Source organism: Pleomorphomonas sp. NRK KF1 (assembly GCF_023721755.1).
Lineage (GTDB): Bacteria > Pseudomonadota > Alphaproteobacteria > Rhizobiales > Pleomorphomonadaceae > Pleomorphomonas.
The window spans coordinates 277,877-298,787 of record NZ_JAMDLH010000007.1; the positions used below are offsets into that span (position 1 = coordinate 277,877).

Annotated in this window: 19 protein-coding genes; 8 read left to right on the plus strand and 11 right to left on the minus strand. The window is 63.3% G+C overall.

The window, feature by feature from the left end:
* Nucleotides 1–33: 33 nt before the first annotated feature.
* From M4J39_RS18150 to trxB, 11 genes are all read right to left on the minus strand, one after another.
* Complete coding sequence (locus tag M4J39_RS18150; protein ID WP_251729867.1) at nucleotides 34–1,209, minus strand: ABC transporter permease; 1,176 nt, start codon at nucleotides 1,207–1,209, stop codon at nucleotides 34–36.
* Nucleotides 1,210–1,213: 4 nt separating this feature from the next.
* Entirely contained in the window at nucleotides 1,214–2,356 is a 1,143-nt protein-coding gene (locus tag M4J39_RS18155; RefSeq protein WP_251729869.1) for an ABC transporter permease, read from the minus strand.
* Nucleotides 2,356–3,063, minus strand: coding sequence for an ABC transporter ATP-binding protein (locus M4J39_RS18160; protein WP_251729871.1), 708 nt, complete (start codon nucleotides 3,061–3,063; stop codon nucleotides 2,356–2,358). The genes M4J39_RS18155 and M4J39_RS18160 overlap by 1 nt, the downstream gene beginning before the upstream one ends.
* A complete protein-coding gene (locus M4J39_RS18165) occupies nucleotides 3,060–4,115 on the minus strand; it encodes an efflux RND transporter periplasmic adaptor subunit (RefSeq protein ID WP_251729873.1) in 1,056 nt (351 codons plus the stop codon). Before M4J39_RS18165 ends, M4J39_RS18160 begins: the two co-directional genes overlap by 4 nt.
* 113 nt (nucleotides 4,116–4,228) lie before the next feature.
* On the minus strand, nucleotides 4,229–5,248 hold the full coding sequence (locus tag M4J39_RS18170; protein WP_251729875.1) for an AraC family transcriptional regulator: 1,020 nt from the start codon (nucleotides 5,246–5,248) through the stop codon (nucleotides 4,229–4,231).
* A 164-nt stretch (nucleotides 5,249–5,412) separates the two neighbouring features.
* Nucleotides 5,413–6,615 carry a pyridoxal phosphate-dependent aminotransferase gene (locus M4J39_RS18175; protein WP_251729876.1) on the minus strand — a complete coding sequence of 401 codons (1,203 nt, stop codon included), beginning with the start codon at nucleotides 6,613–6,615 and terminating at the stop codon, nucleotides 5,413–5,415.
* Between the two features lie 146 nt (nucleotides 6,616–6,761).
* Nucleotides 6,762–7,064 (minus strand): type II toxin-antitoxin system RelE/ParE family toxin, encoded by a 303-nt coding sequence (locus M4J39_RS18180; RefSeq protein ID WP_251729878.1) that lies wholly within the window; start codon nucleotides 7,062–7,064, stop codon nucleotides 6,762–6,764.
* Nucleotides 7,061–7,321, minus strand: a complete 261-nt coding sequence (locus M4J39_RS18185) for a type II toxin-antitoxin system ParD family antitoxin (protein WP_251729887.1) — start codon at nucleotides 7,319–7,321, stop codon at nucleotides 7,061–7,063. The genes M4J39_RS18180 and M4J39_RS18185 overlap by 4 nt, the downstream gene beginning before the upstream one ends.
* Before the next feature lie 84 nt (nucleotides 7,322–7,405).
* Nucleotides 7,406–9,076, minus strand: coding sequence for a methyl-accepting chemotaxis protein (locus M4J39_RS18190; protein ID WP_251729888.1), 1,671 nt, complete (start codon nucleotides 9,074–9,076; stop codon nucleotides 7,406–7,408).
* A 626-nt stretch (nucleotides 9,077–9,702) separates the two neighbouring features.
* Nucleotides 9,703–10,593, minus strand: a complete 891-nt coding sequence (locus M4J39_RS18195; protein WP_251729890.1) for a LysR family transcriptional regulator — start codon at nucleotides 10,591–10,593, stop codon at nucleotides 9,703–9,705.
* A gap of 277 nt (nucleotides 10,594–10,870) precedes the next feature.
* Nucleotides 10,871–11,833: a thioredoxin-disulfide reductase gene (gene trxB / locus M4J39_RS18200; protein WP_251729892.1), complete on the minus strand. Its 963-nt coding sequence runs from the start codon at nucleotides 11,831–11,833 to the stop codon at nucleotides 10,871–10,873.
* Between the two features lie 284 nt (nucleotides 11,834–12,117).
* Between trxB and M4J39_RS18205 the strand changes: the two genes are divergently transcribed.
* From M4J39_RS18205 to M4J39_RS18240, 8 genes are all read left to right on the plus strand, one after another.
* The gene (locus M4J39_RS18205) at nucleotides 12,118–12,579 is read left to right on the plus strand and encodes an Lrp/AsnC family transcriptional regulator (RefSeq protein ID WP_251729894.1); all 462 of its coding nucleotides are present in this window, start codon (nucleotides 12,118–12,120) and stop codon (nucleotides 12,577–12,579) included.
* Between the two features lie 139 nt (nucleotides 12,580–12,718).
* Nucleotides 12,719–14,536 carry an ABC transporter ATP-binding protein gene (locus M4J39_RS18210; protein WP_251729895.1) on the plus strand — a complete coding sequence of 606 codons (1,818 nt, stop codon included), beginning with the start codon at nucleotides 12,719–12,721 and terminating at the stop codon, nucleotides 14,534–14,536.
* A 144-nt stretch (nucleotides 14,537–14,680) separates the two neighbouring features.
* Nucleotides 14,681–15,751 (plus strand): GDP-mannose 4,6-dehydratase, encoded by a 1,071-nt coding sequence (gene gmd, locus M4J39_RS18215; RefSeq protein ID WP_251729896.1) that lies wholly within the window; start codon nucleotides 14,681–14,683, stop codon nucleotides 15,749–15,751.
* A 1-nt stretch (nucleotide 15,752) separates the two neighbouring features.
* Nucleotides 15,753–16,694, plus strand: a complete 942-nt coding sequence (locus tag M4J39_RS18220; RefSeq protein ID WP_251729898.1) for a GDP-L-fucose synthase — start codon at nucleotides 15,753–15,755, stop codon at nucleotides 16,692–16,694.
* Nucleotides 16,695–16,767: 73 nt separating this feature from the next.
* Nucleotides 16,768–17,652, plus strand: coding sequence for a hypothetical protein (locus M4J39_RS18225; RefSeq protein WP_251729899.1), 885 nt, complete (start codon nucleotides 16,768–16,770; stop codon nucleotides 17,650–17,652).
* A 132-nt stretch (nucleotides 17,653–17,784) separates the two neighbouring features.
* Complete coding sequence (locus tag M4J39_RS18230) at nucleotides 17,785–18,810, plus strand: glycosyltransferase family 10 domain-containing protein (protein WP_251729901.1); 1,026 nt, start codon at nucleotides 17,785–17,787, stop codon at nucleotides 18,808–18,810.
* Nucleotides 18,811–18,883: 73 nt separating this feature from the next.
* Nucleotides 18,884–19,996 carry a glycosyltransferase gene (locus tag M4J39_RS18235; RefSeq protein WP_251729902.1) on the plus strand — a complete coding sequence of 371 codons (1,113 nt, stop codon included), beginning with the start codon at nucleotides 18,884–18,886 and terminating at the stop codon, nucleotides 19,994–19,996.
* A 74-nt stretch (nucleotides 19,997–20,070) separates the two neighbouring features.
* Nucleotides 20,071–20,892, plus strand: coding sequence for a glycosyltransferase family 25 protein (locus tag M4J39_RS18240; protein ID WP_251729904.1), 822 nt, complete (start codon nucleotides 20,071–20,073; stop codon nucleotides 20,890–20,892).
* Nucleotides 20,893–20,911: the final 19 nt, after the last annotated feature.

The following is a 20,911-nucleotide window of genomic DNA, read 5'->3' on the forward strand; positions in this document are numbered from 1 at the left end:
GTCGTGCGAAGGTCCTTGGTTGCGACGCCCCGATCAGCGCCGCCGGGTGGCGGCGATGGCCGGAAGAGCGCCGCCGATCGCACCGATCGCCAGACCGAGAAGGGCGGCCATCGTCATCACGTCGCCGGTGACGGCGAGCTGGAACATCATGCGGGTGTTGTTGACGCCGACGGTGCTCGCCTGCCAGCCGTTGAAAAGGGCCCAGGACGCGGCGACGCCGATGGCGGCTCCGGCCAGCGACAGCAGCACCGCCTCGATCCAGGTCGAGGCGAAGGCTGCCATGCGGCCGAACCCCAGCGTCCGGACGACGGCGATCTCGCTGGCACGGTCGGCGACCGAACTCATCATCGTGTTGAGAGCCCCGGCGCCGGCGCCCACCGCCATCAGCAGCGCCAGAGGCCAGCCGAACAGGCGGATGAGGTCGGAGGTGCGGCCCGACTGGCCGGCGTAGAGATCGGTTTCCGACGTGATGACGAGCGGGGTCTCCGTGACGTCCGACAGGGCGTCTCTCAACGTCGCGATGGAAGCGGGGCTTTCGAGGCGCAGACGCAGCGTCTGCACCTCGCCCTGCCGGTCGAAGCCGGCGCGGACGGCATCGAGGTCGGCCCACAGCTCGGATTCGAAGGCGCTGCCGCCAGCGGAGAAATGTCCGCTCACCGTCCAGTCCACCGCGCCGAGACGCACTGTGTCGCCGACGCCGAAGCCGGGAACGTCGTGCGCCAGACGGTCGCCAACGAGGATTTCCCGACTGCCCCTTGCAAACGGCCGGCCGGCCGAGAGCGTGACCCCGTCGCGCAGCGAAAGGCCGGAGAGGTCCATCCCGCGCAGCGCCATGGTTTGCCCGAGGTTGTCTCCGGGGTGGCGGACATCGACCGGGACGACGATTTCCCGCGATGCGACCAGTTCGCCCGCCGCGTTGCGAACCAAGCCGAGATCGCTTCGCTTGGCCGCGATGGAGCGGACGACATCCGGCGGGATATCCGAGCCGGTTTCCTGGTTGGTGCCGCCGCCGAGGATGACGGCTACGGCGGAGGAGCCGGTTCCCTTCAGCGCCTGCTCGAAGCCCTTGGCCATGGACAGGAAGCCGGCGAGCACCATGACGACCAGCGCGATGGACAGGCTCATCGACAGGGAGATGGCACGGCGCCGGGGCAGGCTGAGCAGGTTGGCGCGGGTCATGACGAGGGTTTGTCTGATGAGGGAGGCCATGGGTTCACCTCGTTCGGAAGGCTGCGGTGACGGGGGTGCGCATCGCGTTGGCTGCCGGCAATGCGCCTGTGGCGAGACCGAGGCCCAGGATCAGCGCCAGCGCCTTGGCAAGCACGAGGAGGGAGAGCACCAGGCCGAGCGTCGGACCGGCGATCCCCGAGCCGAGCCTTGCCAACGCCAGGCCGAGGATGCCGCCGACAAGGAAGATCAGCAGCGTTTCGCCGAGAACGAGCGAAAGGATGCGCCGGCGCGAGACACCGAGCGTCTTCAACAGGCCGATCTCGAAGGTCCGCTCGCGGATGGCGAAGACCATGGTGTTGACGACGATCAGCAGCAGCGTCGTGAAACTGGCGCCGACCACCAGATCGATGATCAGGCCGACGTCGGCATATTGGCGGAGAAAGGCCTCGAGAAACTGCTTTTCCGACTGGGTGCGCGTCGGCGAGGCGGAGTTGGCGAACGCGGCGTCGATGCGGGCGACCAGCTCGCTGGTCGAGACGCCGTCACGCGGACGCAGGATGAAGGCGTCCACCGTGTCCTTGTCCCGCGCCCGCGCCGTGTTGATGTAGTCGTAGCGGCCGATCATGAAGTAGGTGTCGGTGCTGGCGTTTCCACCTTCGAAGATGCCGGCGATCTCGAAACGCCAGTCGCGGCCGCCGTCCTGTCGGGCCATCCGGAAGGCGGTGATGGCGACGTGTTGGCCGACGGTCCAGCCTTGCGCGTCGGCCAGCGCCCGGCCGACCAGCACCCGATCGCGCGCCGCGCCGAGCGACCCCACCAGCTCTGCCGTCAGGCCGAGCTCGCGACCGTTGATGGCGAGAAGCGCTGCCGGATCGGTCGCGGTCAGGCTGACCACGTTCTTCTCGACGCCGACGAAGCCGCGCAGGCGCGTGGTGTAGGTGACCGTCGCGACGCCGGGGGTGCTGGCGATGCGGGCCATCATGGCCTGCGGCATAGGGGTAGACCGACCGGCGGCGCTCATCACGCCGAGGATGTCGTCGCTGCCGCCGGCCGCACCCTGCGAGCCGGCGAGAAAGCTCGCCGTCAGTCCGTAGATCAGGAAAGCCACGGTGACGCAGACCACCAGCAGCAGGGTTCGAAGCGGCTTGCGCCAGGCGTTTCTCCAGGCGAGTCGAAAGAAGGTCATCAGGCGGCGCTCCGTTCCTCGACGAACTCACCCTTGTCGAGATGCAGGGTTCGGCTGGCGTGGCGGGCGGCTTGGGGATCGTGCGTCACCATGACGATCGTCTTGCCCATCTCCTTGTTGAGGAAGCCGAGCATGGCCAGGATCTCGTCGGCCGACTTGCGGTCGAGGTCGCCGGTGGGCTCGTCGCAGAGAAGAAGGCCGGGGTCGGAGACGATGGCGCGGGCGATGCCGACCCGCTGCTGCTGGCCGCCGGACATCAGGGTCGGGTATTGCTTTTCGCGCCCCGCCAGCCCGACGAGGTCGAGCACCTTCTCCGTCCGAATTCGCCGTTCCCTGGCGGAAAGGGGCTTGAGAAGCAGAGGCAACTCGACGTTCTCCGCCGCCGTCAGCATCGGCAGCAGGTTATAGAACTGGAAGACGATCCCCATGTTGTGGGCGCGCCACGCCGACCGGGCGGATTCGCCCATCTGGTCCAGCCGCTTGCCGCCGATGCGCAACTGTCCGCCGTCCGGGCCGTCTATGCCGGCGAGCATGTTGAGCAGCGTGGACTTGCCGGATCCGGACGGGCCCATGATGGCGACGAACTCGCCGCCGGCTATGGCAAGGTCGAGGCTTGAGAAGATCGACACCATCTCGGCGCCGATCCGATATCCCTTCCGGATGCCCTTCAGGTCGATGTAGGGGGGCTGGTCGTTCGTGTCGGTCATCGGTCCTTTGCTCCTCGTTGCGGATCGGTGGTGGCGAGGCGGATGCGCGCGGCCATGCCGGGACGCATGCCCTCCGGCGGCGCCTTGGGCAGGAGGCGCAGGCCGACCGTGCCCTTCTCGGGGGAGACGGAGGGAGAGACGCGCAGGACTTCGACCGCGAAGGGGCGGTCGGAAAAGCCGTCGAGCACCGCTTCGCCCAGGAGACCGGGCCGAAGGAGAGCCATGTTGGCTTCGGCGACGTCGGCCTCGATCACCATGCTGTTCGTGTCGACGATCGTCGCAAGGCTCAGCCTTTCCAGCGTGCTGTCGGCGCGGGCGAGCACCGTGTCGCCAACGTGGGCGCCGAGCCGCGTGACGACGCCGGCGATCGGAGCCCGCACCGTCAGGGCATCGATCCGCTCGCGGGCGATGGCGACGGAGAGCTTGGCCTTGTCCACGTCCTGCTCGGCCTGCGCCACGTCGTTGCCGGCCCGCGCCAAGGCGGTTCGGGCGTCCTCGACCTCCTGGCGGGAGAGGACGTTGGCCAGCGCTTCCTTGCGTTCCAGCGTGGCACGCGCCTGATCTGCGGTGATGCGCCTTGCCGCGAGCGCGAGCCTGGCCGATGCCTGGCCGATCCTCGCCTCATCAAGGGAGAACCGGGCGCCGGCGTCTTCGAGGACCACCAGCGGCTGGCCGGCCGCCACGCGGTCGCCGATCTCGATGGCCACCTGGGTGATCCGCCCCTCGTATTTGGCGAAGACCGTCGTGGAGTGCGGTGCGATCAGGTAGCCGGAGCCGGTCACTTCGTGGACGGGGACAGGTGGCGGCGCGCCCGTCGTCGTTGCGTCGGCCGGCTCCGTTCGCGTCTGGCTTCCACCGGTCGTGGCGGGGCTCTCCCAATAGGCCGAAGCCTGTGGCCAGAGGGCGATGGCAAGACCGGCGGCGACCGCGAGGATGACGCCGGACAGGAGGGCGAGCCGCGGCAGGCGGCCGGTGGATGCGGCGGGAGCATCCAGGGAGAGCGACCTCAGCGTCTCCGAGAGTTTGCGGTCGTGTTCGGTGAGCGTGTTCATGCCGCAAGCATGACCGGCCGGGCCGCGTTTTCGACCTCGAACGCCTTTCAGGACGGACTGAAACGCGTTTTAGTCCCTTGCGCCTATCCGCGGGTAAGCTGGTCTCGGGGGGCTCAGGTCGGCTTGGCCGTCTTGCTCCGCCAGGCCTGCGGCGTCGTGTCGGTGACGCGGCGGAATTCCCGGTTGAAGTTGGATTTGGTCAGGAAGCCCACGTCGAGCATGATCGCCGTCACCGGCTTGTCGGTCTCGCTCAGCAGGGCGCAGGCCTCGGCGATCCGGTAGTCGTTGACATATTGCGACACGTTCTTGCCCGTCGCCCGGTTGATCGCACTGGAAATCTGGCGAACCGGAATGCCGGCCTTGCGCGACAGTCTGTCGAGGTTGAGGTCGGGGTCGCGGTAGACGTGCCTGTCCTCCATCAGCGCCCCGACCCGCGCGATGGTCTCGTTGTCCTGTTCGGCCGGTGGCGGTGCCGGGACTGGCTCGGCGCTATCGGTGGGGGTTCGGCTTCGGCTGGCCGCAGCTCCGGCGATGGCGATGATGATCAGCGCCACCACGTTGCCGACGCTGACCAGCTGGGGCGTATGCCGCCCGCCGCTCAGCGCCAGATCGACGATGACGAGGATGTCGATCGTCGACGACAGCAGCAGGGCCGCCGCCGCGAAGATGATGGCGCGATAGGCCGGAACCGCGCCTTCGAAAGGCGCGATGCGGAGGGCGTCGGTTCCCGGGCGCATCAGAAGCAGGATGGTGGTCGCATAGCCGATGAAGATCGCGATGAGCGCCGCGTCGATGGCGTCCCGCCTGACAACCAGCAGGATCGCGACCCCCACGGCGGGCAGGGCGTGCAGGCCGATGCGTTGCCAGAGGCGGAAGCGGCTGCGACGAACCAGCTGCGCCACGCCGCAATAGGCCAGCGGCGGCACCGAGGCGGCGATGATCGGGGTGAGGTACGTGACCTCCCGCACGCCGTAGCCCCAACGCAGGCCGAGCAGCGTCGATTGCACGGCGCTCGCCAGGACGAGGATCAGAAAGGGCAGGTTGGCCGGTTCGCCATCGGTGCGCCGCACCACGGCGACCAGCAACACCACGAGCAGGATGGCGACGACGAATGGAAGCGGGATGAAGACCATGCCTGCGTCACGGGAAAGAGAGATCTTGCGGCGAAAGGCGACCGTAGCAGAGATTGTCGCGGGGCGCGACGGCGCGCCTCAGGGCGTGTCCGGCACGGTCCGGATGCGAAAACGGCCCGGCAATGCCGGGCCGCTCATTGAGGTCTCGGACCGCCGTCCGAAGCTTACGACAGCGAGGAGGCGAAGCGCTGGATGCGGATGCAGGCTTCCTCGAGGTCCTTGGTGGCGGTGGCGTAGGAGATGCGGAAGTTGGGGCCGAGGCCGAAGGCCGAACCCTGCACCACGGCGACGCCCTCGGACTCCAGGAGTTCGGTGACGAAGTCGTCGTCGGAGGCGATCGCCTTGCCGGCCGCCGTCTTCTTGCCGATCAGGCCGGCGCAGGACGGGTAGACGTAGAAGGCGCCTTCCGGTGTCGGACAGTGGATGCCGGTGGCCTGGTTCAGCATGGACACCACGAGGTCGCGACGCTCCTTGAACACCTTGTTGTTCTCGGCGATGAAGTGCTGCGGGCCGGTGAGGGCCTCAAGCGCCGCATACTGCGAGATCGACGAGGGGTTGGAGGTCGACTGCGACTGGATCGTGGCGATGGCCTTGATCAGCGCGGCCGGGCCGCCGGCGTAACCGATACGCCAGCCGGTCATGCAATAGGCCTTGGACACGCCGTTGACGGTGAGCGTGCGTTCCATCAGCGCCGGCTCGATCTGGGCGGGCGTGGTGAACACGAAGTCGTCGTAGACGAGGTGCTCGTACATGTCATCGGTCATGATCCAGACCTGCGGATGACGGACGAGCACGTCGGTCAGCGCCTTCAGCTCCTCGCGGGTGTAGGCGGCGCCCGACGGGTTGGACGGCGAGTTGAAGATGAACCACTTCGTCTTCGGGGTGATCGCCTTCTCAAGCGCCTCGGCGGTGAGCTTGAAGTTGGTCTCGATCGACGCCTCGACGAAGGTCGGGGTGCCGCCGGCGAGCAGCACCATGTCCGGGTAGCTCACCCAGTAGGGCGCGGGGATCAGCACCTCGTCGCCGGGGTTCAGCGTCGCCATCAGCGCGTTGTAGAGCACCTGCTTGCCGCCGGTGCCGACGGTAATCTCGGCCGGCTTGTAGACGAGGCCGTTCTCGCGCTTGAACTTGTCGACGATGGCCGTCTTCAGCTCTGGAATGCCGTCGACCGCCGTGTATTTCGTCTTGCCGTCGCGGATCGCCTTGATGGCGGCTTCCTTGATGTTGTCCGGTGTGTCGAAGTCCGGCTCACCGGCGCCGAGACCGATGACGTCACGGCCGGCAGCCTTGAGCTCACGCGCCTTGTTGGTGACGGCGATGGTGGCGGAGGGCTTCACGCGGGCAAGCGACTGGGCAAGGAAAGACATTGAAAGGCGTCTCCGAACGGTGAGGAGGTCAATCGTATCGGTTTAAATACGACCTCTTTGATCTATTGCGGTGCGCCCGGTTGCGCAAGGTCAAACCGCACCGTGGAGGCAGTCGCCGGCCTGAAACGTCCCCTTCGGAGGTTCCGTTACTCAGTCTCCCGGAACAGCATGCCTTCATAGTCCCGCGCGGCGTGAAGGACATGCAGGATCTCAACGGCATCGTCGTTGACGTGGTAGAAGATCAGATAGTCCCGATAAGGCCGGCGGCGCACACCGCTCAGTTCATAGCGGGGCACCAGCGGGAAGGCCTCGGGCGCGTTGGCGAGTGACAAACACTTTTCATGCAGTGTTCGGACGAAGGTGACCGCCCGAAGCGGATTGTTCTCGGCGATCCAGTCGCCGATTTCTTCCAGGTCTGCTTCCGCCTCGCCGGTAATGACGACGATCATTGCCCCTTGGCATCCGCCATCGACCGATACTTCGCCTCAAGGCGGTCGAACACTTCGTCCGCCGGCTTGACCCTCCCGGCCGCGGAATCGGCCTGGCCACGCCGGATCGAAGCATCAAGGGCGGCGAGCTTTGCTTCGCGTTCCTGCACCAGACGGACGCCCTCTCGCAGCACTTCGCTCTTGGAATTGTAGCGTCCGGTTTTCACTAGTTCGGCAACGAAGCCTTCCAGACTTCCAAGATCGACACTCTGCGCCATGGCGATGGTCTCCACGCGTCCATCATGACACGGGCCAATAACTATTATCAAGCCCGAGGTGAGGGACCGGCGAGACTCCGCCGATCAGGCGGCGCGGATGCCGTCGAGCAGGGCCTTGAACTGCTCCTTCAGCTTCGTCGCGTTGTCGGCCAGCATGTGTGCGGTCGACTGCATCTTGTCGGCGCCGGTGCCGGTCTCGGCGGCGTTGCGATAGACGGTCTCGACGCGCTGGACGACGCCGTTGGTGCCGCTCGCCACTTCGGAGATGGAGCGGGCGATTTCCTGCGTCGCCGCCTGCTGCTCCTCGGCTGCGGCCGCCACGTCGTTCGAGGCGGTGTGCATGCGCTTGATGGCCTCGCCGATGCCCTTGATGTTGCCGACGGCGTTGTGCGTTGCGGCCTGCAACTGGTCGATCTGGGCGGAGATCTCCTCGGTGGCCTTGGCCGTCTGGCTGGCGAGCGTTTTCACTTCCTGGGCGACGACGGCGAAGCCCTTGCCGGACTCGCCGGCCCGAGCCGCCTCGATGGTGGCGTTGAGGGCAAGAAGGTTGGTCTGTTCGGCGATGCCCCGGATCAGCTGGACGATGTCGCCGATGGTCTGGGAGCCGCTGGCCAGCGTCTGGACGTCGTGATCGGTGCGGTCGACCTGACCCACCGCCTCGGCGGCAAGCCTGGAAGCCGTCAGGATGCGGTCGCCGATCTCGCGGGCGCTGGTCGCCAGCTCCTCGGTGGCGCCGGCCACGGTCTGGATGTTGTCGGTGGTCTGGCCGGCGGCCTGCGACAGTTCGCCCGCCGCGTTGCTCGTCTCGCCGGCGCTGCCGGACATGGCGATGGCCGTCGCCTGCATGTCGGTGGCGGCGACGGAGAGCGAGGAGACCAGTTCGCCGACCTGGCGCTCGAAGTTGGCGGCGATCTCTTCCATCATGCGGCGACGCTCAACCGCCTGTTCGCTGTCCCGCCGTTCGGCCTCGCGTTGCAGGCGATGGCGCTCGGCAAGATCGTTTCGGAAGCTGGTGACGGCGCCGATCATGGCGCCGATTTCGTCGCGGCGGTCGGCGGCGGGCAGCTCGACGGCGAGGTTGCCGCCGGCCATGCGGTGCATGGCGTCGGTGATGGCGACGATCGGCCGGGCGATGCCGCGATTGGCAAGCAGCAGGCTGACGCCGATGCCCACGAGGATGGCCGCGGCGGCCGTGGCCATGAGGACGATGGCCGAGCGATCGGCCTTGGCCGTGGCGTCGGCGCGGGCGGCGGCCATCTTCTCCGAGGAGTAGGTGCTGTAGACCTTCACCTTGGCCGTGACGTCCTTCTGGCCGTCCAGCGCCTTGGCGAGCGCCGGCGCGATGGCGGCCGGGTCGCCGGCGGCGGCCACCTCGACCATGGCGTCGATGGCCTTGAAATAGGCCTGAAGCGAAGCACGAATATCCGACAGCTGCGTCTTCTCGGCGGCGTCGGCGACCGCTTCGAGCTTGGGCAGGCGGTCGAGCATCTCGGCCGAGCGCTTGGCGGCCTCGGCCTTGAAGTCCGCCGCCTTCTCCGGAGCGAGGGCCAACTGGTAGGTCATGCGGCTGATGGCGATGATGTCGACGCGCAGGTCCATTGCCTCGCGGGCGGCCTCTTCCGAGCGTCCGACGTCGGCGTAGGTCTCGGTTGTCGACTTGAGCTCGGCCCAGCCGAGGATGGCGATGGCCACCGCGACGAGACCGACCAGAAGCACGACGGCCAGGATCTTGCGGGCAATGGAGATGTTCTTCATCGGCTGGCGCCTTCGGTCGATAGAGTTCGGCGGATGGAACGATGATTGCCGAAGATGTCTAATTCGAGGTTAATCAATAGCTTCGGAGAACAACTTCTGCGGCTAACCTTCTCTTGGATAAAGGCGGGATCGACTTCCCGAGGCCGTGGTTCGACCCGGCGGTTGGCAGGCGCCGGTAATCCGGGGCTGCTCGATGCCAGAGGCGGGGAGAGGCGGGCTTTTGAGGGCAAAAAAAAGCCGGGCGTGAGCCCGGCTATTAAGTTTTGGAATGCGGATCGCAGGGACGATACCGCACCTTCCAGAGGGGAACAGCTGAAGATTCGCTTTCGCCGGGAGGATGGCGAGGGAACCAACACATCAGCTGAGGTCTATATGCACCCGCGCCCGGTGCAAAACAAGGAGGCAAACTGCAAATCTGCTATGCAATATCCCGGTTATTTTGCCCAAACCGTAACATCCTCGTGAAGTCTTTACGGTTTGTTGGTGTTTTCCATTAGGGGGAAACGCGAGTATTGCACGAGGCGCACAACGTTACGTGGGGTTGTTCGCCGAACCGAATGTCGTCCGCCCTGCGCGCGCCGAGGCGGCGGCGACTGAGTTAGCCGGGACGGGCTTGCAGACGATCCTCAGTAGGACCAGCGCTGGGCCTTGGACACCAGGAAGTCGCGGAAGGCGTGGACACGCGCCGAGTTCCTGAGTTCGTCGGGGTAGACGAAATAGGTGTCGTAGGACAGGAGATCGACCTCGGGGATCAGCTGCTGCAGCCCTGAGTCCTCCTCGACCAGATAGTCGGGCAGAAGGGCGATGCCGACGCCGCGCTGCACCGAATGCTTGATGGCGACGAGGTTGTTGACGCGGAGGGCCGGCAGGCGCGGGTTGTCGTAGGGGCGGCCGACGCTTTCGAGCCAGTTCATGTCCCTGAGATAGTTGGGCGCGGCGACACCGAAGGTGATGATCCGATGCTCGTCGAGATCCTCGATGGTCTTCGGGCTGCCGAAACGCTTGATGTAGGCGGGCGAGGCGAACAGGTGGAAGTGCACCGTGAACAGCTTGCGCTGGATGAGGTCGGGCTGTGTCGGCTGGCGCAGGCGGATGGCGACGTCGGCCTGCCGCATGGCGAGGTCGAGCTCGTCGTCGTTGAGGATGAGCTGCAGCTGGACGTCGGGGTAGAGGTCGACGAACTCGTCGACGCGCGAGGTCAGCCAGGTCGAGCCGATGCCGACGGTGGTGGTGACGCGCAGCGAGCCGGAGGGGCGTTCGCGGCTGTCGGTCAGCCGGCCCTGCACGTCCTCGAGCTTCAGTAGCACGTCATGGGCGGCGCGGTAGAGCAGCTCGCCCTGTTCGGTGAGGATGAGGCCGCGGGCATGGCGGTGGAACAGCGGTACGCCGAGATCCTGTTCGAGGGCGCTGACCTGACGGCTGACGGCGGACTGGCTCATGTTCAGCGTGTCGCCGGCGTGGGTGAAGCTCCCGGCATGGGCGGCGGCATGGAATATTCTGAGCTTGTCCCAATCCATCGCTACCCCCTTTGCCGCCCCCTTGATGGCGCTGGCCGCTGTCGGCCATCGCTTGCTCGTATCGGGCAGGGGCCGGTCTAGCGGGCCGGCCTTGCCGCGTCCTTGTTCTACCGCATTCGCTTGTCCGAAAAGTTTGGCGACTTTTCGAACGGGCTCGTCATTTCTTCCTATGACACCCATTTATCCGAAAAGTGTGAAAACTTTTCGGGCTCATGTTTCTACCTTGGCGCATCCGCGTTCTGGTGCAAGCCCTGAAATGCGTCGCCCTGCCAGTTGGTTACGCAACCTTGGTATCAGTTTCGAGGGCGCCGACGTAGCGTTCGGCCTCCAGCGCCGCCATGCAGCCCATGCCGGCTGCCGTCACCGCCTGGCGAAAATGCTCGTCGGTGACGTCGCCGGCCGCGAAGACGCCGGGCACCGAGGTGGCCGTCGAATCGGGCGCCGTCCAGATGTAGCCCGACGACTTCATGCGAACCTGACCGGTGAACAGCGAGGTGGCCGGTGCGTGGCCGATGGCGACGAAGACGCCGTCGGCGGCGATGTCGCGCACGTCGCCCGTGACGACGTTCTTCAGGCGGACGCCGGTGACGGACGGCGGGAAGCCCTCCTTGCCCAGCACCTCGTCGACGACGCTGTTCCAGACCACCTCGATCTTCGGGTGGGCGAACAGGCGGTTCTGCATCACCCGCTCGGCGCGGAAGGCCTCGCGGCGGTGCACCACCGTGACCTTGTCGGCGTGGTGGGTGAGATAGAGCGCCTCCTCGACGGCGGTGTTGCCGCCGCCGACCACCACCACGTTCTTGCCGCGGTAGAAGAAGCCGTCGCAGGTGGCGCAGGCGGAGACGCCGAAGCCCTGGTACTTCTGTTCCGACGGCAGGCCGAGCCAGCGGGCCTGGGCGCCGGTGGCGATGATCAGCGCATCCGCCGTGTAGGTATCGCCGGAATCGCAGGTGAGCGCGAAGGGGCGCTTGGAAAGGTCGACCGTGGTGACGATGTCGGAGACGAGGCGGGTGCCCATGTGCTCGGCCTGGGTGCGCATCTGCTCCATCAGCCAGGGCCCCTGGATGGCCTCGGCGAAGCCCGGATAGTTTTCGACGTCGGTGGTGATGGTGAGCTGGCCGCCCTGCTGCAGGCCGGCGATCAGGATCGGCTCCAGCATGGCGCGGGCGGCATAGATGGCGGCGGTGTAGCCGGCCGGGCCGGAACCGATGATCAGGACCTTGGTGTGGGTGTGCGTCATGCTCGTCTCGTTTCGTTCGCCGGCCCCGCGAGGCGGGTGGCAGGGCGCCGGTCGGCGGCGTCCGGAATCGATGGAATGGTAGGTGTCCGGCTCCCCGGTTTCAAGGCGGTGGAGCATCGGCGGGGCCAGGCGCGGTGCGTCGTCCCCTGCCGAATGGCCCCAGCCTTCAGGCGGCGTCCTTATAATATGTGTTCGTGCGCCTGAAAGATGCTTTCGCGGCGGCGACCGGAACGGTATGTTCCGGACCGAAGCGAGGGCCTTGCGAGTCCTCCGGAGGATGCGACATGAAGGCCCGTCTCGACGCCATCGACTGGAAGATCCTGCGCGAGTTGCAGGCCGACGGGCGCATGACCAACGTCGAGCTGGCGAGCCGCGTCGGCATCTCGGCGCCGCCGTGTTTGCGCCGCGTGCGGGCGCTGGAGGAAGCCGGCGTCATCCAGGGCTACCGCGCCCTGATCGACGAGAAGACGCTGGGCTTCGACGTGACGCTGTTCGCCTTCATCTCGCTGACCTCGCAGTCGGAGGCGGAGATTCTCGGCTTCGAGGCGCGGGTGAAGAACTGGCCGCTGGTGCGCGAGAGCTGGATGCAGTCGGGCGAGATCGACTTCATCCTGAAATGCGTCGCCCCCGACCTCAAGACCTGTCAGAACTTCGTGATCGAGCAGCTGACGGCGACGCCCAACGTCGGCCAGGTGCGCACCAGCCTGACGCTGAGGCAGATCAAGAACGAGCCGGTGGTGGTATAAGCGTTCGCCGCGCGGTTGACAGGCGCCGTCGGGCGTAGCATGTCCCGGCGACTTGTGTTGCCGCCCAGGCAGACGGGCCGGTTTCCCGGCCCCGCGGGCGGATGCCTTGGCCCTGGCGGGCCAGACCTGGAGTGTGCACTTGGATTTCCTGAAGGGCCGTTTCGCCAGTCTCCTCGGGCCGGATCAGAAGCTTGGTCCGCTGGTGCGCCTTTTCCGCTCCAACTTCCGCCCCTATGCCGGTCGCTATGCCTATGCGCTGGCGATGATGCTGATCGTTTCGGCGGCGACGGCCGGCAGCGCCTACATCATCAAGGAGATCATCAACAAGATCTTCATCGACAAGAACGAGGGGCTGATCTTCACCATTGCCGGCGTCATCGTCGGCATCTATCTGATCAAGGGCTTCGCCACCTATTTCTCGTCGATCACTCTGACCAAGATCGGCAACAGCATGGTGGCGCGGTTGCAGCGGCAGCTCTACGACGCCGTGCTCCGGCAGGACATCGCTTTCTTCCAGAGCCACGCGCTCGGCGACATCATGGTGCGCATCTCGCAGAACGCGGGCGCGGCGCGGCAGGCGATCGACCTCATCGTGATGAGCCTCGGCCGCGACCTGTTCACGCTGATCTCGCTCGTCGCCGTGATGGTGATCCAGAACCCGGTGATGTCGTTTCTGTCGCTGCTGATCGCCCCGCCGGCCATTTTGGGCGTCACCTACCTGCTCAAGAAGGTGCGGACGGCGGCCCGCAAGGAGGTGATGACTTCGGCGCAGATCGTCACCATCGTGCAGGAGAGCGTGCAGGGCATCCGAGTGGTCAAGTCCTTCGGCCTGGAAGACCGGCTGCGCGCCGCCTTCAACGTGGCGACGACCAACGTCGAGAAGCTTTCCAACCGCATCGCCATGCTGGGCGCCCGCTCCAGCCCGCTGATGGAGACGCTGGGCGGTTTCGCCATCGCCTTCGTGGTGATGTTCGGCGGCTACCAGATCGTCCACTACAACGCCGACCCCGGCGCCTTCTTCTCCTTCATCACGGCGCTGCTCTTGGCCTACGAGCCGGCCAAGCGCCTCGCCCGCTTCAATCTCGACCTCGAAAAGGCGCTGGTGGGCGTGCGCATGATGTATGAGGTGATGGACCTGGTGCCGGAGCTGCAGTCGGCGCCCGACGCGGTGGAGGCGACGTTCGACCGCGCCATCGTGACGCTCGACCGCGTCGACTTCGCCTATGGCGAGGCGCCGGTGCTCAAGGGCCTCAGCCTGACGGCGCCGGAGAACTCGGTGGTGGCGCTGGTCGGCCCCTCGGGCGCCGGCAAGTCGACGGTGTTCTCGCTGGTGGAGCGCTTCTACGACCCGACGGCCGGCGCCGTGCTGATCAACGGCACCGACATCCGCCGCTTCACCGTCGAATCGCTGCGCCGGCACGTGGCGCTGGTGACGCAGGACACCTTCCTGTTCGCCGGTACCGTGGCCGCCAACATCGCCGACGGTCGGCCGGAAGCGAGCCGCGCCGAGATCGAGGCGGCGGCGCGCGACGCCAACGCCTACGACTTCATCATGGCCATGCCTGGCGGTTTCGACGCGCTGGTGGGCGAAGGCGGCGGCAACCTCTCGGGCGGCCAGCGCCAGCGCATCGCCATCGCCCGCGCCATCCTCCGTCAGGCGCCGATCCTCCTGCTCGACGAGGCGACCTCTGCCCTCGACGCCCAGGCCGAACGCGACATCCAGGAAGCCCTCGCCCGCCTGATGAAGGGCCGCACCACCTTCGTGATCGCCCACCGCCTTGCCACCGTCCGCGATGCCGATATCATCTACGTCATGGACAAGGGCGAGGTGGTGCAAAAGGGCACGCATGAAGAGCTGATGGCGGAAGGTGGGCTTTACGCGCACCTGAGGGCGTTGCAGTTCCGGGAGGGCGGAGAAGCAAGTCGCGCTGGAGTGACTGATGCATTCCCGGCGTAACGCGCTGGTCGCGCGATCCGATGTTCAGTTGTCGGATTCCTAGGAGAACCTGGCACGCTGTTGGCGCCGTCGGCGAGGAACGTTCAAAGGGGTGCTTGCGTCATCGTGATGACAGCCCGAGGCCCTGGGTAAGGAGTTAGGTGAATGCCCGTGGACAAGAAAGTTGCGCTCGTTACTGGTGTAACCGGCCAGGACGGTGCCTATCTTGCGCAGCTCCTGCTGGACAAGGGTTACATCGTCCACGGCATCAAGCGTCGTTCGTCGTCCTTCAACACGGGGCGCATCGAGGGCATCTATCAGGATCCGCACGTCGAAAATGCCCGCTTTCACCTCCACTATGGTGACATGACGGATTCGACCAACCTGATCCGCATTGTCCAGGAAACGCAGCCTGACGAGATCTACAACCTTGCGGCTCAGTCGCATGTGCAGGTCTCCTTCGAGACGCCGGAATACACGGCCCAGGCCGACGGTATCGGCACGCTCCGGCTTCTCGAAGCCATCCGCATCCTCGGCATGGAACAGAAGACGCGCTTCTATCAGGCGTCAACCTCCGAGCTTTATGGCCTCGTTCAGGAAGTTCCGCAGCGTGAGACAACGCCCTTCTACCCGCGCTCGCCTTACGCGGCCGCCAAGCTTTACGCCTACTGGATCGTCGTGAACTACCGAGAGGCCTATGGTCTGCACGCTTCGAACGGTATTCTTTTCAATCACGAGAGCCCGCTCCGCGGTGAGACGTTCGTTACCCGCAAGATCAGCCGCGCCGCTGCCGCCATCCGGCTGGGCAAGCAGGAAAAGCTCTATCTCGGCAACCTCAGCGCCAAGCGCGACTGGGGGCACGCTCGTGAGTATGTGCGCGGCATGTGGTTGATGCTGCAGCAGGACCAGCCGGACGACTACGTGCTCGCCACCGGTGCGACCACGGAAGTTCGCCAGTTCGTCACCTGGGCCTTCGAAGATGTCGGCATTCACTTGGAATGGCGTGGCGATGGTGTTGAGGAAAAAGGTATCGATAGCCTCACGGGTAAGGTGATCGTCGAGGTCGATCCGCGTTACTTCCGCCCGACTGAGGTCGAGCTGCTAATCGGTGATCCGACCAAGGCACACACCAAGCTCGGCTGGAAACACGAGACGAGCGTGCGCGAACTCTGCCGCGAGATGGTCAACGAAGATCTCAAGGTGATGCAGACCGCGACCGTGATGAAGGAGGCCTGAGATGGCGTCCTACGATCTCATGGGCAAGAAGGTCTGGGTGGCCGGTCATCGCGGCATGGTCGGCTCGGCCATCGTCCGCCGGCTTGCCTCGGAACACTGCGAGATCCTGACGGCCGATCGCAGCGAGCTTGACCTAAAGGATCAGGCCGCGGTTCGAGGCTGGGTCGACCGGCGCAAGCCCGACGCGGTGTTCGTGGCCGCCGCCAAGGTGGGCGGCATTCTCGCCAACAATACCTATCCGGCGGATTTCCTCTACGACAACCTGATCATTGAGGCCAACGTCATCGAGGCGTCGTTCCGGGCCGGCGTCGAGAAACTGTTGTTCCTCGGATCATCCTGCATCTATCCGAAGTTCGCGCCCCAGCCGATCGTCGAGAGCGCACTGCTTACCGGCGAGTTGGAGCCTACAAACGAATGGTACGCGATCGCCAAGATCGCCGGCATCAAGCTCTGTCAAGCCTATCGCAAGCAGCACGGCGCCGATTTCATCTCCGCCATGCCAACTAACCTCTACGGCCCCGGCGACAACTACGACCTCAACTCCAGCCACGTGATGCCGGCGCTGATCCGCAAGGCGCACGAGGCGAAGCTGCGTGGCGACAAGGAAATTACCGTCTGGGGCACTGGCAAGCCGCTTCGCGAGTTCCTGCATGTCGATGACTGCGCCGACGCTTGCGTGCACCTGATGAAGGGCTATTCGGACTCTGAGCATGTGAACGTGGGCTCGGGTGAAGATCTTTCCATCCTCGATCTCACGAAGTTGATTTGTAAGGAGGTGGGATTCAAAGGCGACCTTGTTCACGACCTGAGCAAGCCGGATGGAACTCCAAGGAAACTGATGAGCATAGAGAAAATCATCGAGACCGGCTGGCGTCCCAAGATATCCCTCGCAGAGGGCATCGCGTCAACGTACGCATGTTTTGTCCAGGCGGGGCTCCAGTGAGATTTGCAGCGTCGATTATGCCTGCACATACTCGCTGCCAACCATGCGATGGGCGCGAAGGGAAGAGGTGACTATGCGAGGACTTAAGCGTCTTCTGCGCAAGCATGGGCTGCCGCAAAAGGTCGGCCCTAGAACACTTCTTCAATTGGTGAAGCTTCCCCGAAATACGTTCACGAGTTGGCTATACTGCAAATTTCAGGCGCGCGGACTGCAGAGCTTCCTGGCTGCTCTTGATCGAGAGGGGCGGCGGAAAGTGCTCTGTGTTATTTCATTCAACCTGCCATGGGCAGTGGATTTGATGATCCGAAGCTGCAGCCGTTTCTTGCCGGATTGGCAGTTGGCCATCTTCGATAACTCAAATGACAAAGCGGCGCGGGCGGAAATCTCGGCAATTTGTGCAAGATATAATACGCCGTATCTGGGCTTGCCTAAGAACCCCGAGTGGAGCCCAAATCGCTCGCACGCGCTTGCGCTAAACTGGGTATACAGGAACATTATCTCGGTGGTGCGTCCGCTCCGCTTCGGCTTTCTGGACCATGATTGTTTTCCGATTGCTCCTCCATCCATAGACGCACGGCTTGATGAGCAGTTGGCATATGGCGACCTCCGTCCTTCAAAAATAGTGGAGGGGGTATGGAATCTATGGGCCGGCTATATGTTTTTTGACGGTGCAGTTATCGAGCGATTTCATCTCGACTTCAATCACGATCAGATGCGGCGCCTGGACACAGGGGGGCGAAACTGGGCTGGCCTATACAGGCATCTGCCCAGAGAGAAAATGAGTTTCGCAACCTCTTCGGGAAAAACGATTCTCTCTCATAATCTGGATGTCAGCTATGCACTTCAGTGCCTCGACTTGTCCTTCTGCCATGTCGGTGGTGCGTCTTATGATCATTCTGATGCGGTTGGTCATGAGTACGTTTCGTCTGTCCGTGACTTCTTAGAAAATATTTCGTGAGGGCGTGCTTTGCTCCGCGGGGAAACTTCTCTCGCACAGCCAATTCTTTCGAATCATGCTATTGACTTACAAGGTCTTGTATAGTTAATCGCCTTGCGGGCACCTACCAACAACAAGCTGAATGAAAATAGCATGACCCGAGTCGCTCTTTCCACCCAACACGACAAGGCGCCCTTTCTTCGTCAGACGCCCAACGGCAATGGGCGGTGGGGGGACTTTGTCTTCCAGATGGTACCCTCACAAGATCTCCAGCGTGGCTATAGCCGGGCGGTGGGCGACGATTGGCTTGTCGTTTATGATAATCCCCATGATCCAGTGGAAACCGACCTGCCTCGTTCCCGGCGCGTAATAGTCATTACGGAGCCACCTGGGCTGAAGAATTACTACGATGGCTTCCTGAAACAGTTCGGAGTCATGCTGTCTCCCTTTCCCGTTCCCGGTTTTGAAGGGCGGTTCATTCAAACCGATGTTGGCTTGCCATGGCATATTGGTCTGAACTTTTTGGATCCGTCTTATCCGGTGCCGTCACGTTGGACGTTTGAAGAACTGGAAGCGATGCCCGTTGGCGAGAAACAGCATCGGCTGTCCGCGGTCGTATCAACAAAAAGCAAGCTTCCTCGACACCGTCGGCGTGTCGAGTTCGTGTTAGCGTTGGCGGAGCAGATGGGGGACCAGTTTTGTCTGTTTGGACGCGGCTTCTCACGTATTGAGGACAAAGCTGAAGCCATTCTGCCTTATACCCATCATCTTGTGATAGAGAACAACACAGAAGATAGCTTCTTCACGGAGAAGACCGCTGATGCATATCTCGGCTGGGCGCTCCCGATCTTCTCCGGTTGCAAGAACATAAATGACTTTTTCCCGGAGGACTCGATGATCTGCTTCGACCTTGATTCCCCGGACGCCGTTGAGAGAGTTGTTGCTGGCTTCGAATGCCCCATCAATCAAGATCGGCTTGCAGCGATAGCGGAGGCGCGTCGTCGCGTGATGCACGAGGCCAATCTATTCTCGAAGCTTGCCGATGTCCTCGGGGGCATGGACGCGCCTCCTCCCATCCGGGTTCACGCAGTGGTCCTTCCGAACAATGACTTCAAGAATGCTCGTCGGAGGCTAAAGAGGCGACTCTGGCTTTTGGGTAGAGGATTTATACGGCCGTGAGCTTACTCGATTATGCTTCGCTTGAGCCGGAACGCATGGATTTCGTCGATATGAACTCCGCAGGGGGGCGGAAGTGAGGTTTCTTTTTTTCATTCCCAACCTGGCTGGAGGCGGAGCTGAACGGGTTGTTCTGACTGTGGCAGGGACCTTGGCGGAGCGCGGACACAAGGTTAAAATACTGGTGGTAGAATACGTTGTTGCTTATGACGTGCCGCGCGGCGTCGTCGTGGAGAGCCTTCTCCGCCCCGGCAAGAGATTCAGCAGCGGCCTGCTTGCGAAAATCGGCCTGGCGTTTCGGTTGCGTTGGCATCTTTGGAAGATGTTCAAGGAGCACCCCGCTGACCTTCATGTGGCGTCCTTGCCGTTCGCCTACGAGATTTGCCACTTGGCGCGTGTCGCCGGTACCGTTTTTCATGTTCATAACACTCTGTCTGTCCCTCTCGGCCGGTTGGCGCTTCGTCGACCGCAGAAGGCCGCGAGGCAGCGGGCCAGGCTGGTTCGGCAGTTTCGCGAGCGCCATCTAGTGGCGGTATCTCGTGGGGTGGCTCAGGACTTGTCGCGTGAGTTTTCCGTTCCGGCTAATAATATCGATATTGTTTATAACCCATTTGATCTTCAGAAAATTATGATAATGGCAAACGGAGCGGATGCTGATATCCCTCATGATAAGTTTATATTGTTCGCTGGAAGAAACAACTCCCAGAAGAGGATAGACTTGCTGATCGAGTCCTTCTCGATGATGGAGGGGGATGAGAAACTAGTGCTTCTAACCGAAACGGACGACCGGCTTAAGAGCTTGATCTCTTCTTCTCCACGGACTGACTCGATAATCGTCGCTGGATTTAGGTCCAACCCCTACGCATGGATGGCGGCAGCCGAGTTGCTCGTCTTGTGCTCCGATTGGGAGGGTTTTGGCAATGTGTTGGTTGAGGCGCTGGCTTGTGGCACCAAGGTGGTGTCAACCGATTGCCCGTCTGGGCCATCAGAAATACTGATCGGGGATTTGTCGGCCAACTTGGTGCCGGTGGGAGACGCTGTTGCATTGGCTCGTCGCATGCGGGCGGTTCTAGATGAGCCGCGTATCGGAGTAACCGATTTGTCACGATTCTCCGTTGAGGCGGCGGCCACCGCTTTTGAGCGACTTGCTGAGGCCGCGTCTGTTTCTCGTTGCGCAAATACAGCCTGATTTCGAGCGACGCTTTCCTTATCGTCTCGTTCCCGCTAGACAGTGCGTGCATGAAGGGAGAGCGGTTCGGAAAGATGAAGGGCTACGTCATCAACTTAGATCGGTCTGTCGAGCGCCTCACTCTCTTTCGGGAACGAGCAGCGAGAGTCGGCCTCAACTTCGAGCGGTTTCCGGCAATTGACGGGAAGCAGCTTTCGGACGATGTCGTAGATTTCTGGCAACAGCGCTCGAGAATATGGGGGCCATTGTTGCCCACGGAAGTCGCCTGCTTTCTATCCCACCGTGGCGTCTGGCAGAAGATTGCTTCTGGCTCCGATCCATGGGCGATGGTGGTCGAGGATGACGTGGTTTTCTCTCCGGACGCCGGTGAGGTGCTCTCCTCTTCCGATTGGTTTCCTCAAGGTTCTCATGTCGTGAAATTTGAAACCATGGGGAATCGGGTCGAGCTCTCAGCACGAGTGTATGCCCGAAAGGACGGGTATAAGTTGCGACGCTTGAAGGATGACCATATCGGTGCCGCAGGATACATTCTCGACAGGGAGAGCGCACAGTTTCTGGTGGAATGGACGCGTGACCGCTGTGAGCCCGCTGACAAACTTCTCTTTCACCCGTCGCAGCTTTCATCCGCCGGCTATCCCATTCTTCAAATGACGCCGGCTCTCTGCATGCAGGATTTCCATTTGCTCACGAAGCAAGAGCTTCAGGTCGCAACCAGTTCGATTGGACCGATTCTCAACCGGCGCCAGGGGCAGCCTCCACGTGATCGTCGGATGGGTTCTCGCCTAGTGCGGGCTCTGCGCAGAATTCTGAGGGATGTTGGCCGTATTGGCCTGCGCCTTTCAGGCATATCCGTGTTCGAGAAAATTAGGGTCCCTTCCTATCCGCCCCAGCGTTGAATTTTCTGTCCAGGTCGGT

What these genes read in the sequence shown, in the direction of transcription:
- M4J39_RS18205 (WP_251729894.1), top strand. Translation starts at nt 12,118, where the DNA reads ATGAAGGCCCGTCTCGACGCCATCGACTGGAAGATCCTGCGCGAGTTG.
- M4J39_RS18155 (WP_251729869.1), bottom strand. Translation starts at nt 2,356, where the DNA reads ATGACCTTCTTTCGACTCGCCTGGAGAAACGCCTGGCGCAAGCCGCTT.
- M4J39_RS18180 (WP_251729878.1), bottom strand. Translation starts at nt 7,064, where the DNA reads ATGATCGTCGTCATTACCGGCGAGGCGGAAGCAGACCTGGAAGAAATC.
- M4J39_RS18150 (WP_251729867.1), bottom strand. Translation starts at nt 1,209, where the DNA reads ATGGCCTCCCTCATCAGACAAACCCTCGTCATGACCCGCGCCAACCTG.
- M4J39_RS18185 (WP_251729887.1), bottom strand. Translation starts at nt 7,321, where the DNA reads ATGGCGCAGAGTGTCGATCTTGGAAGTCTGGAAGGCTTCGTTGCCGAA.
- M4J39_RS18220 (WP_251729898.1), top strand. Translation starts at nt 15,753, where the DNA reads ATGGCGTCCTACGATCTCATGGGCAAGAAGGTCTGGGTGGCCGGTCAT.
- M4J39_RS18225 (WP_251729899.1), top strand. Translation starts at nt 16,768, where the DNA reads ATGCGAGGACTTAAGCGTCTTCTGCGCAAGCATGGGCTGCCGCAAAAG.
- M4J39_RS18190 (WP_251729888.1), bottom strand. Translation starts at nt 9,076, where the DNA reads ATGAAGAACATCTCCATTGCCCGCAAGATCCTGGCCGTCGTGCTTCTG.
- M4J39_RS18160 (WP_251729871.1), bottom strand. Translation starts at nt 3,063, where the DNA reads ATGACCGACACGAACGACCAGCCCCCCTACATCGACCTGAAGGGCATC.
- M4J39_RS18165 (WP_251729873.1), bottom strand. Translation starts at nt 4,115, where the DNA reads ATGAACACGCTCACCGAACACGACCGCAAACTCTCGGAGACGCTGAGG.
- M4J39_RS18170 (WP_251729875.1), bottom strand. Translation starts at nt 5,248, where the DNA reads ATGGTCTTCATCCCGCTTCCATTCGTCGTCGCCATCCTGCTCGTGGTG.
- gmd (WP_251729896.1), top strand. Translation starts at nt 14,681, where the DNA reads ATGCCCGTGGACAAGAAAGTTGCGCTCGTTACTGGTGTAACCGGCCAG.
- M4J39_RS18230 (WP_251729901.1), top strand. Translation starts at nt 17,785, where the DNA reads ATGACCCGAGTCGCTCTTTCCACCCAACACGACAAGGCGCCCTTTCTT.
- M4J39_RS18195 (WP_251729890.1), bottom strand. Translation starts at nt 10,593, where the DNA reads ATGGATTGGGACAAGCTCAGAATATTCCATGCCGCCGCCCATGCCGGG.
- M4J39_RS18175 (WP_251729876.1), bottom strand. Translation starts at nt 6,615, where the DNA reads ATGTCTTTCCTTGCCCAGTCGCTTGCCCGCGTGAAGCCCTCCGCCACC.
- trxB (WP_251729892.1), bottom strand. Translation starts at nt 11,833, where the DNA reads ATGACGCACACCCACACCAAGGTCCTGATCATCGGTTCCGGCCCGGCC.
- M4J39_RS18240 (WP_251729904.1), top strand. Translation starts at nt 20,071, where the DNA reads ATGAAGGGCTACGTCATCAACTTAGATCGGTCTGTCGAGCGCCTCACT.